The 16554-nt window shown below is 51.0% G+C and carries 11 protein-coding genes and 3 pseudogenes; 8 read left to right on the top strand and 6 right to left on the bottom strand.

The features are described from left to right. Positions 1–31 precede the first annotated feature (31 nt). From mfd to IPG80_RS01940, 3 genes are read right to left on the bottom strand one after another with little or no spacing between them, the layout of a single operon-like run. Positions 32–3427: a transcription-repair coupling factor gene (gene mfd / locus IPG80_RS01950; protein WP_345102076.1), complete on the bottom strand. Its 3396-nt coding sequence runs from the start codon at positions 3425–3427 to the stop codon at positions 32–34. A gap of 47 nt (positions 3428–3474) precedes the next feature. After that, entirely contained in the window at positions 3475–4056 is a 582-nt protein-coding gene (pth, locus tag IPG80_RS01945) for an aminoacyl-tRNA hydrolase (RefSeq protein ID WP_345102074.1), read from the bottom strand. Positions 4057–4073: 17 nt separating this feature from the next. Continuing rightward, on the bottom strand, positions 4074–4679 hold the full coding sequence (locus IPG80_RS01940) for a hypothetical protein (RefSeq protein ID WP_345102072.1): 606 nt from the start codon (positions 4677–4679) through the stop codon (positions 4074–4076). Positions 4680–4851: 172 nt separating this feature from the next. Between IPG80_RS01940 and IPG80_RS01935 the strand changes: the two genes are divergently transcribed. Together IPG80_RS01935 and IPG80_RS01930 are read left to right on the top strand one after the other, a co-directional pair. After that, on the top strand, positions 4852–5226 hold the full coding sequence (locus IPG80_RS01935; RefSeq protein WP_345102070.1) for a roadblock/LC7 domain-containing protein: 375 nt from the start codon (positions 4852–4854) through the stop codon (positions 5224–5226). A gap of 127 nt (positions 5227–5353) precedes the next feature. After that, positions 5354–6964, top strand: a complete 1611-nt coding sequence (locus tag IPG80_RS01930) for a CTP synthase (RefSeq protein ID WP_345102068.1) — start codon at positions 5354–5356, stop codon at positions 6962–6964. Positions 6965–7022: 58 nt separating this feature from the next. Here IPG80_RS01930 and IPG80_RS01925 read toward each other — a convergent pair whose 3' ends face one another. Continuing rightward, on the bottom strand, positions 7023–7685 hold the full coding sequence (locus IPG80_RS01925; protein ID WP_345102066.1) for an NBR1-Ig-like domain-containing protein: 663 nt from the start codon (positions 7683–7685) through the stop codon (positions 7023–7025). 207 nt (positions 7686–7892) lie between these two features. Between IPG80_RS01925 and IPG80_RS01920 the strand changes: the two genes are divergently transcribed. Then, positions 7893–8546, top strand: a complete 654-nt coding sequence (locus tag IPG80_RS01920; RefSeq protein WP_345102064.1) for a hypothetical protein — start codon at positions 7893–7895, stop codon at positions 8544–8546. Between the two features lie 105 nt (positions 8547–8651). Here the strand turns inward: IPG80_RS01920 and IPG80_RS01915 are convergent, their stop codons facing one another. Both IPG80_RS01915 and IPG80_RS01910 read right to left on the bottom strand, forming a co-directional pair. After that, positions 8652–9152, bottom strand: coding sequence for a toll/interleukin-1 receptor domain-containing protein (locus tag IPG80_RS01915; protein ID WP_345102062.1), 501 nt, complete (start codon positions 9150–9152; stop codon positions 8652–8654). A gap of 45 nt (positions 9153–9197) precedes the next feature. Further along, the gene (locus tag IPG80_RS01910) at positions 9198–9878 is read right to left on the bottom strand and encodes a lysophospholipid acyltransferase family protein (protein WP_345102060.1); all 681 of its coding nucleotides are present in this window, start codon (positions 9876–9878) and stop codon (positions 9198–9200) included. A gap of 118 nt (positions 9879–9996) precedes the next feature. On the opposite strand from IPG80_RS01910, the pseudogene eno reads away from it, so the two are divergent. The 5 genes and pseudogenes from eno to IPG80_RS01885 all read left to right on the top strand — a co-directional run bounded on the left by eno (position 9997) and on the right by IPG80_RS01885 (position 16551). Continuing rightward, positions 9997–11296, top strand: a pseudogene (eno, locus tag IPG80_RS01905) (phosphopyruvate hydratase). A gap of 148 nt (positions 11297–11444) precedes the next feature. Continuing rightward, a complete protein-coding gene (locus IPG80_RS01900; protein WP_345102058.1) occupies positions 11445–12680 on the top strand; it encodes an ROK family transcriptional regulator in 1236 nt (411 codons plus the stop codon). Positions 12681–12813: 133 nt separating this feature from the next. After that, positions 12814–13869: pseudogene (locus IPG80_RS01895) on the top strand (sugar-binding protein); the annotation flags it as partial. A gap of 6 nt (positions 13870–13875) precedes the next feature. Beyond that, a pseudogene (locus IPG80_RS01890) lies at positions 13876–14892 on the top strand (sugar-binding protein); the annotation flags it as partial. Between the two features lie 135 nt (positions 14893–15027). Further along, positions 15028–16551: an ATP-binding cassette domain-containing protein gene (locus tag IPG80_RS01885; protein WP_345102056.1), complete on the top strand. Its 1524-nt coding sequence runs from the start codon at positions 15028–15030 to the stop codon at positions 16549–16551. The last annotated feature ends 3 nt before the right edge of the window (positions 16552–16554 follow it).

Genomic DNA, 16554 nt, shown 5'->3' with positions numbered 1-16554 from the left:
CCTATTTAATTGATTAACCCACACAACCGAATCAAGAGACATCCCCCAAGCGGGCTAATACATCGAGGAGTTTTGCCGTCCAGACTTCTTCTTTTGTGACTGTTACCCAGTATTGACCTTTACCGCCTCTGACACCATTCGGCAGGTCAGGCAGGCGCTTCGGCTCTGCACCTTCAGCAGGTGCCGGGTACTTGAGCAGGATCTGCCCCGCCTCCCAGCCGACGGCAGTAAGCCCAACCTCTTCAGCGCGCAACTTCACGCGGATCTGATAAAAAAGATTCTGTACCATCTCAGGCAGTTGACCGAAACGGTCGCGGAATTCAGAGCCAAGCGCATCAAGCTCGGTCTCATCGCGCAGGTCTGCAATGCGGCGATATAAGCGCAGGCGCAGGTCCTGGTCAGGAATGTAATTGGCTGGAATGCCCACCGCCAGCGGCAGATCCACATTGACCGGGATGGACAGCGGTAAGTTGAAGGTGGAAAAAGCGTTATCGAATTTATCCGTTTCCACCTTCAACACATCAGATGCGATCCGGCGCATACGGCGAACCGCATCTGCGAGCATGCGTGTGTAAAGATGAAAGCCGACCGATTGAATAAAGCCATGCTGGCGCGTCCCCAGCAATTCACCCGCGCCGCGGATCTCCAGATCGCGCATGGCGATGGAATACCCGGCACCAAGCTGGGTATTTTCTGCGATCACTTCCAAACGCTGCTGACCTTCCTGAGTCGGCGACATTTTGTTATGACGGAAGAAGTAGGCATACGCCCGCATGGCACCGCGCCCAACCCGCCCGCGAAGCTGGTAAAGCTGTGCCAAGCCAAACGTATCCGCGCGGTCCACAATCAGGGTGTTGGCGTTGGGAATATCCAACCCCGATTCGATGATGGTGGTGGAAAGCAGAATATCGATTTCGGCATTGGTAAAACGACGCATAACCGCCGAAAGCTGGGATTCATGCATCTGTCCGTGACCGATATCGATGCGTGCTTCAGGCACAAGCTTTTCCAGGTGCGCCTTCATGGCATCAATTGTTTGCACACGATTATGGACAAAAAAGATCTGCCCGCCGCGTTCCAACTCGCGCAGAATTGCCTGGCGAACCAGGCGTGGGGAATACGGTCCCACATGGGTGATGATGGGCAGGCGTTCTTCGGGCGGCGTATTGAGGTTGGATATATCGCGGACACCGGTCAGCGCCATATAGAGCGTGCGCGGAATAGGCGTAGCCGTAAGCGTAAGCACATCCACTTCAGTACGAAGTTTTTTGAGATGCTCCTTATGTGTCACACCGAAGCGTTGTTCTTCGTCAATGACCACCAAACCCAGGTCCTTGAAAACAACGTCAGAGGAGATGAGGCGGTGTGTCCCGATGATGATATCCACCTCACCAATGGAAAGCTGATGCAGGATCTCCGTCTGTTCACGCGGCGTGCGGAAGCGGGAAAGCATTTCCACTTTCACGGGGAATGCCGCCAACCGTTGAGAAAATGTTTCAAAATGCTGCTGTGCCAAAACGGTGGTCGGTACAAGCACTGCCACTTGTTTCCCGCCCATCACCGCTTTGAATGCAGCCCGTAATGCGACTTCGGTTTTGCCGTATCCAACGTCGCCGCACAAGAGGCGATCCATCGGACGGGCACGTTCCATATCCCGTTTAATGTCAGTAATGGCACGTTTCTGATCTTCGGTCTCAACGTATGGAAAACTGTCTTCCAATTCTTTCTGCCATTGTGTATCCCCTGAAAAAGAATACCCTGCCACCACCTGACGGCGGGCGTACAGGTCAAGCAGGTCTTCAGCGACTTTTTGGACTGCCTCTTTAACCTTTGCCTTGGTCTCTGCCCATACCTGCCCGCCAAGATTGTCCAGCGACGGCTTGCCGCCATCTGCGCCGACATACCGCGTGAGCCGATCCGCTTGATGGACGGGAACGTAGAGAATGTCACCGCGCTCATATTCAACCGTGAGATATTCGCGTTCATGCCCATCCAACTGGCGTTGGATAAGTCCCGCAAACCGACCAATGCCATGATCGACATGGACAACATAATCCCCGGTCTGCAAGTCTGCGTATAACGCCTCAGGTGTATCCGCAGTCTGGCGCTGACGTGTACGCGGCTGTGGACGTTCCCAACCAAAGACCTCCGAATCAGTGATCAGTCGAACAGTGTCCAATGATTCGGTCTTGAGTGTAAATCCCTCGGAAAGCGAAGCTTCAATAAACTCAAGGTTTGTATGTTCAGAGTCAGGGTAATGCTCGAACCACAATTCACGCAAGCGCTGCGCCTGACGGGAGATGATAAAGACCTGTCCGCCATTATCAACAATGGGAGCAAGGTAATCAATGAACGGTTTGAGTCGTCCGCCAAAGCGTTCATCATGACCAAAGTGTGAAGCCAGTGGAACTCCCTCTTCAGCTTCGGTGGAATGCCCCAATTCCAAATTAACGAACTCACTTAAGTTATCGTTCAATTCAGACCAGGGCACATAGGGCACAGGGAAATTCTCTGCCAGCGTACCTTCTTTAATGCTCTCCTGCCTAAACTTAACCGCCTGCTCCTCTACTTCATTTGCCATCACATCGATCAAACTCAAGTCATCCACCAGCACCAGGGTTTTTTGTGGAAGATAATCCATCAACGAAGCAGGTTGCCCATGCAGCAATGGAATATGAAATTCGGAGAGCGTTGTTTCTGATTCGGTCGTGTCTGCCAGAAATTCACGTGAAGGCGTGAGCAAGATCGATTCAAGTTTCTCGAGCGTCCGCTGCGTAGCGGGATCAAAACTACGAATGGTCTCGATCTCATCGCCAAAGAAATCAAGTCGCACTGGATTAAGTTCCGTGGGCGCCCACACATCTAAAATACCGCCGCGCCCGGAGAACTGCCCCGGTTCCAGAACCGTGTTAACGCGCTGGTAGCCGATCCGCGCCCACTCGCGCATCAGACCATCGGGTTGACTGCTCTGGTTTACTGTGAGTTTTTTACACGCTTTGAGAAAGTCCCGCCGTGGCAGGGTGCGAGTCATCAACGAGCGAACCGACGCAACGATGATCGGCGGCACCTCGGGTTTCTTTGCAAACGGCAGGTGATATGCAGATAGCGCCGTTAATACTTGCAGACGATCACGCCGAGTGGTTACCCCCCAGGCAGCCTCTTCATAAAAAAGTGGATTTGGTTCTGCAAACAAATAACGCGGTGACTTGACCCAAAAGCCCAATTCATCATACATTGCCAGCGCATGGTCAGCGCGGTCTGTGATAAACAGAATGGGCTGATTTACATCTGCGTGAAGCGCGGCAAGGATCGGCAAACGGGCAGAACGCGGCAAACCCAGCCCAGAGACCGGTTTACGCGCGTTAAGTTCGCTTAACAAGCGCTGATATGGAGAGAGAGTACGAAGAAGTTGAAGAAGAGGTTGCATTATAAAAAGAGTTCCACATTACGCAATGCGATTGTGGAAAACAAAGGTCAAGAACCCGTCCCGCCGTTGTATTTGTTCATTGCCGCATTCAAACCTTTCATCACGAATTCGATCGCGGCATCCGATGCGCGCGCAAGAAACTCCGGCATGAACTTAAGCTCGTCCTTCGAGAAATCCTGCAAGACATAATCCTTTGGGTCCATCCGCCCGGGCGGGCGCCCAATGCCAAGGCGCAAACGTGGAAAGTCTTTTGTACCCAGCATTTCAATAGTATTTGCCATACCGCGCTGCCCGCCGGGTCCACCGGTGGGACGGATACGAATGGTTCCGTAGGGAATATCCAGATCATCATGAGCAATAAGCAGGTTCTCAAGCGGGATCTTGTAAAAGTGCAGCAATCCCTGCACAGACTGACCGGAGAGGTTCATATACGTCTGCGGTTTGGCAAGGATGAGTTTTCGTTCCTCATACACTCCCGAAGTGACAATGGCTTTGGATTGCACCTTCATACCACGGGCACCGATCTTTTCAGCAAGATGGTCGATCAACATAAAGCCGATGTTATGGCGCGTATCTTTGTATTCGCGTCCCGGGTTGCCGAGACCGATAAGGAGATAGGGATCAGTCATGTTTCAAATTCCAGGTTTTAGATATTTTTTCGAAGCCGCAGAATGAAAGAAAAAACAGCAAAGAGCACCAGTACCACCAAAGCGCTTTTCCAGAAGATCGCAGTGATGGATGCTGTGGTTAATGAAGCAGGGTTCGGCGGCAAAGGTGTGGAGCTGGGGTATACAATCGCAGGCGTCGAGGTTGGTCCATTCGGCGCTTCAGGGGTGCCATTAAGAGGTTGGAAATTGAACACCGCCTCAGTCGGCGTGACCGTGGCTGTTGGGATCGGCACATTATTGCGGATCTTTAAACTTTTTACCACCACGTCTTGGGTTGTGCCATCCTGCAAAAGGATGCGCAGACGCAGTGCGTAATCGCCATCCGTTACAGCAGTTGTATCCCATATTGCAATGACGGGGTTTGTGAGCGGCTGTGTATAGGTTTGGATGGGAAACCAGCTCGCGGCAGGATCCGAGGCGTTTGCGTCAAAAGTGAATGCCAGTTCGGCAGAAGCAAAATTGGGGACATCCATTTGCCCTAGAATCTCGATCTGCCCACGCAAAGTATCACCAGTCTGCGGAGAGGTGATCGCAGCCGTGGCGCCTTGAAAAAGGAGAAAAAGGATCAAAGAAAACTTGAGCATGGCAATCGGTAAGTTTAACATGAAGAAAGAGCAAGGTCAAATTCCGCCTATTTTGCTTTCCTCATAGATTGAAAACGAATTGAAATGTGAGGGCAATTCTCGAATAATGCTTTTTCTGGTAAACTCTAGCCGTTCAATACAGCAAGTACATGTTAATTAGGAGATACTAGTTATGGCACCATCCCGCGCTGAACAACTCGTGGAACGACTTCGCAATATGCAAGCCGCCGCCCCCGATATCGAAGCCTCTGCCATTGTGTCGGTGGATGGGCTTATTATGGCATCTGCCCTGCAACAGGGCGTGGAAGAAGATCGTGTGTCCGCGATGTCTGCGGCGATGCTGAGCCTTGGCGAACGCATTTCCGGTGAACTGGGTCGTGGTGGTTTGGAACAGGTCTATATCAAAGGCGACAAAGGCTCGATCGTGCTCACCGCCATCGGCGACGAAGCCGTACTCACCGCAATGGCACGACAGGAAGCAAAACTTGGCATGGTCTTCCTCGAAATGAGGCGCGCCGCCGAAGACTTGGTAAAACTTGTCGGATGAAACGGAAACACCACTTTCCATCAAAATGAAGCAACCCCGAATGGGGAGGGCATAACGCCCTCCCCATTCTCTTTGTATAAACCCCATCCCCTCCCCGAATAAAGGGGGCATGCAGAAGGAGAAACGAATGGCAACAAAATATTTATTTTTTACCGGCGGTGTAGTTTCGTCGGTTGGCAAGGGTGTGACAGCGGCTGCGACGGGTTTGCTGTTGAAGGAACGCGGATTCAATGTAGCGGTTCAAAAACTGGATCCCTACATCAACGTAGACCCCGGCACGATGTCGCCGTACCAGCATGGCGAAGTGTACGTTCTCGATGACGGCGCAGAAACGGACCTCGACCTGGGTCACTACGAAAGATTCATTGACATCCGCCTGAGCCGCGTCAGCAACTTTACGACCGGGCAGGTATATGCTGAGACCATCGCCAAAGAGCGCCGCGGCGACTTTCTCGGCGGAACCATTCAGGTCATTCCGCACATCACCAACGAGATCAAGCGGCGCATCGGGCTGGCAGCCAAGGAAACCGGCGCAGAGATCATGATCCTTGAAGTGGGTGGAACGGTTGGCGATATCGAATCGCAGCCGTTCCTTGAAGCACTCCGCCAACTCCGCAACGAGGTTGGGCGCGAGAACTGCCTTTTCGTACATGTCACCTGGCTGCCGGTCATTGGTGCAACCGGCGAGATCAAGACCAAACCAACCCAGCACTCAGTAGCAGCGCTGCGCTCCATCGGTATTTCGCCCAACATAATCATCGCACGTGCCGATCAGGACATTGACCAGGGTCTGTGCGACAAGATCGCCCTGTTCTGTGATGTTGAAAAAGATGCTGTCATCCCGATGAAAACCGCCAGTGTGCTCTACGAAGTTCCGCTCTTGCTGGATGGGCTGGGTGTAGGTGAATTGATCATGAACAAGCTCAGCTTGAAAGCTACTCGCAAGCCCGATATGCATCCCTGGGAAAAACTGGTAACTGAAGTTAAAAAGGACAAGCCCACGGTCAACGTGGCGCTGGTTGGAAAATACGTCGAATTGCAAGATGCTTACATGTCTGTTCGTGAGGCGTTGAAACATGCTGCGCTCGCCAATGGTGTGGAAGTATCCATTAGCTGGGTTCACTCTGCTGATCTTGAAAAAGATAAAGGCTGGGACGTCGTCAAGGAGGCAGACGCCGTACTTGTGCCAGGTGGTTTTGGCTCACGCGGTGTGGAGGGCAAGATCCTGGCGGCGCGTTATGCCCGTGAACATAAAGTTCCATATCTCGGGCTGTGCCTGGGTATGCAAGTTATGTGCCTGGAATTTGCACGTGATGTGCTTGACCTTGAAGATGCCAACTCCTCGGAATTCGACCGCAGCACACCCCACCCCGTCATCGACTTGATGATCGATCAACGCTCCATCACGGATATGGGCGGGACAATGCGCCTCGGACTCTACCCGTGCCAGCTTCAGCCTGGGACGAAGGCAGCCAACGCCTATAATGTCCCCAATGTGGATGAACGCCACCGCCACCGCTGGGAGTTCAATAATTCCTATCGCCAACAGTTCGAAGAAAACGGCATGATATTCTCGGGTCTCTCGCCTGATGGGCGTTTGGTTGAGATCGTTGAGTTGAAAGATCATCCCTATATGGTAGCCAGCCAATTTCATCCTGAGTTCCTGTCCCGCCCGATGAAACCGCATCCCTTATTTGTAGGGTTGCTGAAGGCGGCAAAAGAAAAGGCGAAGAAATAAATTACCACAACAAAAAGACCTCCAAATTTTTGGAGGTCTTTTGTTGTAATTGTGATCCTTACTCTACAACAACAATAGACACGCTTAGGGTTGCACCAAAAGCGGCGCCGCCCGCATCTGCAAGCCGCCAGGATGCGTTGAATGTGCCATCATGATTGGGAACTTCCAAGACAACAGAAAGTTCCGCCCAATTCCCCGGGGGGACATTCTTCCCAAGCTTCCCCCAGGAAGAAAAGAAGTGCTCATCACTGACAGTTGCCAGAGCGTAATTGTATGCCCAGTCACACGAGCCGGTATTTTGAACCTTCCAAGTTTTCGTGATGACTTCGCCTGCTTTAACGGTTGTCCCGCTTGGGTAGTTTACGTCGCGAACCACGGCAAGGTTATTGCAGCCCACACCAGAAGCGCCTGTGTTCGGCGTGGCCGTGGGGGGCGTACCTGTTACAGATGGGATGAGAGCGATGTTCGGTGTAGAACTGTAATAGATCACCACTGGTGTCCACGTAGCTAACGGCAACGGTGTATTCATAAGGGTGGGCGTTGGCAGGAATGTATTGGTCGGTAAGGGCGTGTCTGAGACAGCGGGTGTCGGCGAAACCATGGCAGTTTGCGTTTCAAAGAAACTGGAAACCATCGTGCCAACAGAGTAGGTCATCATGATCTCTTCCTCGGTGATGGTCTGTTCAGGTGCCCCGCCACAGGCAGACAAGAGAATGGTCATTAAAATGGGTAGAAATTTTATTTTGGGGTTCATTTATCCTCATTCCGTCAATTAGAGTAAATTAGTATCAAATTTTGGCAAAAAGGGCTTATCCGTTATTTATTTTAAATTATAAGCTATCACGCTCAAATACCTATTTGTAGAGAAATTGAAAGCTCGAAAATCTCAACAAAATGTAGAATATAAAAAAAACTATCAGGAGGAATTATGATGAAAAAGAAAAACAGTAGTATTTTTCTGGTTGCGTTTGCTGGAGTATTTTTATTTTCCATGGCATGCCAGTCAGTACAGGTCCCATTTCTAAGCACCCCAACCCCATCCAGCACAATCACGCCAACTGCAACGAGTACACCAACGATCACGCCCAGCCCCACCGTGCCGCCAATCCCCAATATTTCAAACGCAGCGCTCGCATTGATGGATCTCCCTAAGGGGTTTGAGGTCATTCCAAATCCGCCTGCGGCTACAGAGACAGAGAAATTCTACGGCTATGTTGATACAAAGAGTTTCCAGATCATCATGGGCACTTCAATAGCAGTAATGACTGACGATGATCGAATCGGATTTGACTTGATGCTTAATAATCCAGACATGCTAATAGAGCTTTTTGCAGCAGAAGATATGGAATTTTCAAATGCCCGTCCGATCGAAGGTATGGATATATACGGCGATAAGTCTTCAGGATTCATGGCTGACACAAATATTGACGGCTTACAAATGGTCGCTGAATTCTTCGTTATGAGAGAAAAGAATGTAGGCGGCATTTTTATCAATCTGCATAGAGTCAACAAACCTGGTGCCGTTACAACAGAAGAAGTGGTGGCGATCCTGGTTCAAAAAATTGCTTCTGTTCTAAAATAATGTCGTATGCAAAATACAAAGGACGCCGGGCACAAAACCCGGCGTCCTTTGTATTTTGGTCAAGGGCAGATCGAATATCCACCTGTCAAGTACTTACGCAAGAATCTATAAAAACTTAATGTCCAGTGTCTCTGCGCGCACTTTCAAAGATGCGATCAAATTGGAATACATCCTATCTTTTTGATCCGTACTGCCAAAATAATCAACGTATTGATATTTTTGAAGCATTTCGGGTACATCGCAGTCATTTAATCGGATGGGGATGATAAAGATCGTTCCTTCGGGCTTTTCGGCAGCCGTATCCAGCGCAAGCCTGATCTCGTTTTGAAAAAATCCTTCTGATGCGACTGCTATCTTTGAGAGCAGGATGATGACAGCGTGCGAGTTCCGCACCCCGATGGTGACACTTTCCTGCCAGACTTGCCCCGGCAAAATGTCTTCTTCGTCAAACCATGGGTCGATCCACCCTTCGGCTTTTAATCTTTCAGCGAAGTCGCGCGCGGCATTTTTATTACTTTTGGAATAAGAAAGAAATGGGACAAGTTTGTCAACCGATGGTTCGCCACCGCGATTGCTATTTATCCCAGCTTTTGATTCTTGCGGCATGATGTTGGCTCCGTTTTACAAAGATGATGCGATTATATCGCAGCGTTATTCGAACCCTTTTGGTATATCGGCGTAAACTCCGCGCTTATCTTGAGGAAGTTCTTTGGCAAGGGCAAACATCACCCGATCCATAAGGGCGAGCGGGGTTTCGCCGGGTTTGGGAAGAATGGGCGGCAAAAGCTTGACGATTACATGGGTACGTTGCGGGAATCGCTTTAAAAAGCCGTCAGTGCCGATAATCGCCATGGGAACGATGGGACAGTTTGCGTTGAGGGCGAGGCGGGCGGAGCCGGTTTTAGCGACGCTAAGTCCCTTTCCTTTTGAGCGCGTCCCTTCCGGGAACATACCCAGGGTTTGTCCATGCTCCAGAATGCGAGCGGCATGGCGCAGTGCCCACTCGTCCTTTTCGCCGCGGTACACAGGAAAAGCCCCAAGATCACGAATGGCGGCTTCAAAGATCGGAATTTTGAATAGGCTGGCTTTGCCCATGAAAAAGATCGGACGGGGTATGCTTAATTGCATGGGAATCACGTCAAAATTGGTAACATGATTTGCCGCCAGAACAACCGCTCCGTCTGAAGGCAGGTTGTCGGTGCCTTGCACATCCAGTTTCATAATGAGTTTGAAAAAAGTACCCACCACGAACACAACGATTCGTCTGAAGGGTGTTGTATGAAATGAGAAGTGCAGTTTATCGCGTGTGTCTAGGAATGGAGTTTCGGACAAGATGACATCTCCCAATGTTTGGGATTATACTTGGGTCGAGATTAAAAATCAGGGGCGACCAGTCTTGGGTTATGAACACCGTCAAGCAAAATTCGTCGCCTTATCTTAGGAGCCTTAAATGGATACAACAATTGAAAGCATCTCCGCGTTGGAAGTTCTTGACTCGCGCGGAAACCCCACTGTGGAAGTGGAAGTTCTGTTAATGGATGGGTCATGGGGGCGCGCTGCCGTACCCTCCGGCGCCTCCACTGGTGAGCACGAAGCGCTGGAAATGCGCGATGGTGATAAGAAGCGCTACCTCGGCAAAGGCGTGGCAAATGCTGTGGCAAATGTCAACGGCGTTATCGCCGAATCGCTTTTCGGATGGGACGCTTCCGACCAGAAGGGCATCGACTCTGAAATGCTGGCAATGGATGGCACGCCGAACAAATCACACCTTGGTGCGAATGCCATTCTAGGGGTCAGCCTGGCTGTGGCAAAAGCAGCAGCGAATTCGTTCGGTATGCCGCTTTACCGCTATTTGGGCGGCGTGTATGCGCATGTTCTGCCTGTGCCTATGATGAACATCATGAATGGCGGCGCGCACACCAGCTGGCAAAGCACCGACATGCAGGAGTTCATGGTCATGCCGTTCGGCGCGCCGAGCTTCTCTGAAGGGCTGCGCTGGGGCGCGGAGATCTACCATGCGCTCAAGTCTGTTTTGAAGGAAAAGGGATACGGCGCTCTTGTTGGTGACGAAGGTGGTTACGCCCCCGCGCTCAAAGCCAAATAATGAGGCTTTGGAATTGATCCTTGCAGCGATCTCCAAGGCTGGCTTCAAAGCCGGTCGCGGCGAACAAGTTGCCATCGCGCTTGACCCGGCTGCATCTGAACTATACGACGAGAAAACCAAAAAATACAACCTTCGCAAAGAAGGCAAAGAACTCACCGGCGAACAGATGGTTGAGTTCTGGGCAAAGTGGGTCAAGGATTATCCGATCGTTTCGATTGAAGATGGTCTCGCACAGGATGATTGGGATTCTTGGAAACTTCTGGTCAAGACCATTGGCAACCAGTGCCAGATCGTTGGCGACGACTTGCTTGTGACCAATCCGGAGCGCGTCCGCAAGGCGATCAAGGAAGATGCCGCAAACGCGTTACTCGTCAAAGTGAATCAGATCGGTTCACTGACAGAAACAATCGAAGCTGTCGATCTTTGTCACCGGGCTGGCTGGAGAGCGGTCACTTCACATCGCTCCGGCGAGACGGAAGACGCCACCATTGCCGACCTCGCAGTCGCCTTGAATACCGGACAGATCAAGACTGGCGCCCCCGCCCGCTCAGACCGTGTTGCCAAGTACAACCAACTCCTGCGCATCGAAGCAGAGCTGGGCGATACCGCCAAGTACGCCGGTTGGGAAGCCTTAAGAGTGAAATAACGCCAAAATTACAGAAAACACTCCAAGGAATGGTACAGGCTCGAGATCCGTTTGAGGCGGATTTTGAGCCTGTATGTTTTTAAGTTGACAAAATACCTCAATTCATTATAATTAGTTTGTTGCTCCAACATACTAACAATTAAAACACATGAATCCAAAGAACACGGCTGATCAGGCGTTTGTTCGCGAGACAAATCTCTCGCTCGTACTCAGATTGATCCATAATCAATCTCCCTTATCGCGCGCGCAGTTGGCGGCAATTACCGGACTGAATAAATCCACCGTTTCGAGCATCATAGACGAACTTATCGAACGCGGTCTAGTGCATGAGACAGGAAGCAACACCGGCGGCACTGGGCGCCCTGCCACTCTGCTGGAAATCAATCCACAGGCAGGCAGCATTATTGGCGTAGAGCTTGGTGTGGACTTTGTTTCTGTAGCCGTCACCGATATTATGGGGAACATTCTCTGGCGCAGACGTGAAGACGCCAACCCGTCCGATGATCAGGAAAAAATGATCAACCAAACGTTGCAGATCGTAAAAGATGCAATGGCAGCAGGGAAGCGCAAGAACTATAAATTTTTAGGGTTGGGAATTTCCACACCAGGCACAGTAGATGTTAATAAAGGGGTTTTGATCTTTGCCCCCAACTTGCACTGGCACAACGTTCCTTTTGTAAGAATATTTTCAGAATACACAAAGCTCAAGGTCTTCGTTGAAAATGACGCCAATGCAGCCGCGATCGCTGAGCACTTGTTTGGCACAGCGCGCCACTCGCAGGACTTCCTCTTCGTCTTTGCAGGGGTCGGTATTGGCGGTGGACTATTCTTGAACGGAAAGCTATATCGTGGCAAGAACGGGTACGCAGGCGAGATCGGACACTCCCCCATCATGGCTGAGCCTTCTCAAAACGTATGTCATTGTGGGAACCGTGGCTGCTGGGAGACCTACGCCAATCAATATTCGATCATACAACGCGTGCAGGCACGTTTGGAAGTAAAGCGTAGCAGCATTATTCCAAAGCTAATGTTAGATCAAAGTGCGCCGCTCAGTATTCCATTAATTAAACAGGCAGCAGATGCTGGTGACAGAGAAGCGATCGATTCCTTTAGCGAAGCCGGGCATGCCATGGGGCAGGGACTTGCAGGATTGATCAACATTTTCAATCCAGAAAAGATCATTTTGGGAGGACCGCTCAGCGTTGCTGGAGAATACCTGTTGCCATCCATTAGAGAAACTGTAGATCTGCATGCTTTTCCTGAAATAAATAAACAAGTGGAGATCGTACTGTCCCCATTCGGACCCGACGCAAGCCTGATCGGCGCGATCGCCATTATTGTAGACGATATACTTTCTCACCCAATAGTCGTTGAAAGGAGGTGATTTCAGATCACGGATACCAATAACCTAAAAACATATCACTCTTATCAATCGTATTTCAAATCAAAATTCTCATAAGGAGAGAAGAATGAATAAAAAGCTTTTTGCTCTTTTGAGCATCCTCGTTCTGGCTTCCATGCTGCTCGCAGCATGCGGTGGCGCAGCCGAAGGACCCGCTGATGGTGAAAAACTCGCCGTCGGTATCGTACTCCCGACCAAAGATGAACCGCGCTGGGTGCAGGACGAAGCCCGCTTCAAGGAAGCCCTCACCGCTGCTGGTTATGATGTTGAGATCCTCTTCAGCCAGGGTGATTCCGCCAAGGAAAAAGCCAACGTTGAATCTCTCATCGCCAATGGCGTGAAGGTCATCATCCTCACTCCGCAGGATGGCGCTGCCGCCGCTGCCGCCGCTGAAGTTGCGCGCGAAGCTGGTGTAAAGGTCATTTCTTATGACCGCCTCATCCGCGACACCGATGCCGTTGACTTCTATGTCACCTTCGACAGCATTTCCGTCGGCGCTGCCCAGGCTCAGTACCTGGTCGACAATGCCTCCGGAACCGGCAATCCCCTTTATCTGTATGCCGGTGCTGCTTCCGACAACAACGCTTTCCTCTTCTTCGAAGGTGCTTGGAATGTCCTCCAGCCCAAGATCGCTGACGGCACTTTCGTCATCGCGAACTCCTCCGAAGCTGTTGCCCTCCAGGACAAGGCGACCTTGACCCGCGACGAACAATCCGCGATCATCAACCAGGTCACCACCAACTGGGACTTCAACACCGCCAAGACCCTGGCTGAGTCCAACCTCACCGCCAATGGCGCTGATGCCAAGGGTAATGTTTTCATCCTCGCCCCGAACGACGGCACCGCCCGCGCGATCGCCGATGCGTTCTCCGCTGACGCTGATGTTGCAAGCTATGCTGTCACCGGTCAGGATGCTGAAAAGGCTTCCGTCCAGTACATCATCGATGGCAAGCAGTCCATGACCGTTTTCAAGGACGTTCGCACCCTCGTTGACGATGCCATCAAGGCAGCTACCACCTTCCTCGAAGGCGGCACTCCTGAGGCAACCAACAGCTACAACAACGGCAAGATCGATGTCCCTGCCAACCCGACCGTGGTTATCACCGTCGACAAGAACAATGTTCAATCCGCTTTGATCGACTCTGGTTACTATGCTGCGGAAGACTTCACTTTTGAGAAGCTCTCTGTCGGTATCGTACTCCCGACCAAAGATGAACCGCGCTGGGTGCAGGACGAAGCCCGCTTCAAGGAAGCCCTCACCGCTGCTGGTTATGATGTTGAGATCCTCTTCAGCCAGGGTGATTCCGCCAAGGAAAAAGCCAACGTTGAAGCCCTCATCGCCAATGGCGTGAAGGTCATCATCCTCACTCCGCAGGATGGTGCCGCTGCCGCTTCGACCGCTGAAGCCGCTCGTGCAGCTGGTGTAAAGGTCATTTCTTATGACCGCCTCATCCGCGACACCGATGCCGTTGACTTCTACGTCACCTTCGACAGCATTTCCGTCGGCGCTGCCCAGGCTCAATACCTGGTCGACAATGCCACTGGAACCGGTCTGCCCCTCTATCTGTATGCCGGTGCTGCTTCCGACAACAACGCCTTCCTCTTCTTCGAAGGTGCTTGGAGCGTCCTCCAGCCCAAGATCGCTGACGGCACCTTCGTCATCGCGAACTCCTCTGAAGCTGTTGCCCTCCAGGACAAGGCGACCTTGACCCGCGACGAACAGTCTGCGATCATCAACCAGGTCACCACCAACTGGGACTTCAACACCGCCAAGACCCTGGCTGAGTCCAACCTCACTGCCAATGGCGCTGACGGCAAGGGTGATGTCTTCATCCTCGCCCCGAACGACGGCACCGCCCGCGCGATCGCCGATGCGTTCTCCGCTGACGCCGCTGTGACCAGCTACCTCGTCACCGGTCAGGATGCTGAAAAGGCTTCCGTCCAGTACATCATCGATGGCAAGCAGTCCATGACCGTTTTCAAGGACGTTCGCACCCTCGTTGACGATGCCATCTCCGCAGCTGTCACCTTCCTCGAAGGCGGCACTCCTGAGGCAACCAACAGCTACAACAACGGCGCCTTTGATGTTCCTGCCAACCCGACCGTGGTTATCACCGTCGACAAGAACAACGTCAAGGAAGCCCTCATCGACTCTGGCTACTATGCCGCGAGCGACTTCACGGGTCTCCCGTAATCTGTAAGGCAATATTTGTTCGTAGCAAGAATTACGTGTAAGTAGTATTACAGGAATAGCGGTGAGGTTTTGATTTTCATCGCTATTCCTGTATAATCTGGCAGTATTACAGCAAACCAGCAGGAGTTACAAATAATGAATGCTCCAATTTTGGAAATGAGAAACATCTCCAAGGAATTCCCTGGGGTCAAAGCGCTGGACAACGTCAGTTTTACGGTATCAAAAGGAGAGATCCATTGTCTCGTCGGCGAAAACGGCGCGGGAAAATCTACTCTTATGAAGGTTTTAAGCGGGGTCTATTCACACGGAAATTACGCCGGTGATATTCTGCTCAACGGCGAAGTTCAACAGTTTCGAAATATTAGCGATAGCGAAAAAGCAGGCATCGCCATCATCTACCAAGAACTGGCGCTTGTCCCTGAAATGACCGTGTACGATAACATTTTTCTGGGTCACGAGATCAAAAACGCTCTTACTGTGGAATGGAACGAGACGATCAAACAAGCTGGAGTCATGCTCCAAAAAGTAAAGTTGGATATCAACCCTGCAACGAAGATCAAAGAGCTTGGTATCGGTAAACAGCAGTTGGTTGAGATCGCAAAAGCGCTAAGCAAAAATGTAAAACTCCTTATTTTGGACGAGCCAACCTCCTCCCTTAACGAGAAAGACAGCGAAAACCTACTTCAGTTGTTACGCGACTTGAAAGAACAAGGCGTAACCTGCATCATGATCAGCCACAAGTTAAAGGAAGTAATTTCCATTGCAGATACTGTCACTGTATTGCGAGATGGGAAGACCATCTGCACATTGAGTGCAAAAGCTGGTGAAGTCTCCGAACATGTGCTTATCAAAAACATGGTGGGACGCGAGATCAACAATATCTACCCTCCCAAAAAGCACACACCTAAACAGGAAGTAGTCCTGGAGGTAAAGAATTGGAGTGCCAGAAACCCCGCGCTTGGCAAAGATGTATTAAAGGAAGTCAATTTCAAAGTGAACCGTGGCGAGATCATCGGGCTGGCAGGGTTGATCGGGTCTGGGCGCACCGAACTTGCCCTCAGCGTATTTGGGAATCCAGATAAATATCAGATCAGCGGTGAGCTGTACCTTGAGGGTACAAAACGCAATTTTCGCAGCCCAAAAGAGGCGATCGATTCGGGGATTTCCTATGTATCCGAAGACCGCAAAGGGAACGGACTTATTCTTATTCAGGATGTCAAACAGAACATATCCCTTGCAAACTTAAAGGAACTTGTCACGCAAGGTGTAGTCGTAGATAACAATGCCGAGATCAAGGTTGCCAATAGATATAAATCTGAGCTCAACATCAAGACCCCCACTGTGGAACAAAAAGTATCTAATCTAAGCGGAGGCAACCAGCAAAAGGTTTGCCTCGGAAAATGGCTATTCGTCAAACCAAATGTTCTCATCCTTGACGAGCCAACGCGCGGCATTGATGTTGGCGCAAAATACGAGATCTACACCATCATGAGGGACCTCGTCCAGCAGGGCATGAGTATCATCATGATCTCTTCCGAATTACCCGAAGTGCTGGGTATGAGCGACAGGATCTACATCGTTGCATCTGGAAAGATTGCCGGTGAACTGTCTGCACAGGAAGCCACGCAGGAAAAAATCATGCATCTGGCGACGAACTAGGAG

The organism is Candidatus Villigracilis vicinus (genome assembly GCF_016702885.1).
GTDB classification, from domain to species: domain Bacteria; phylum Chloroflexota; class Anaerolineae; order Anaerolineales; family Villigracilaceae; genus Villigracilis; species Villigracilis vicinus.
The sequence above is the reverse complement of the archived record's forward strand: the minus strand, read 5'-3'. Positions and strand labels throughout refer to the sequence as shown.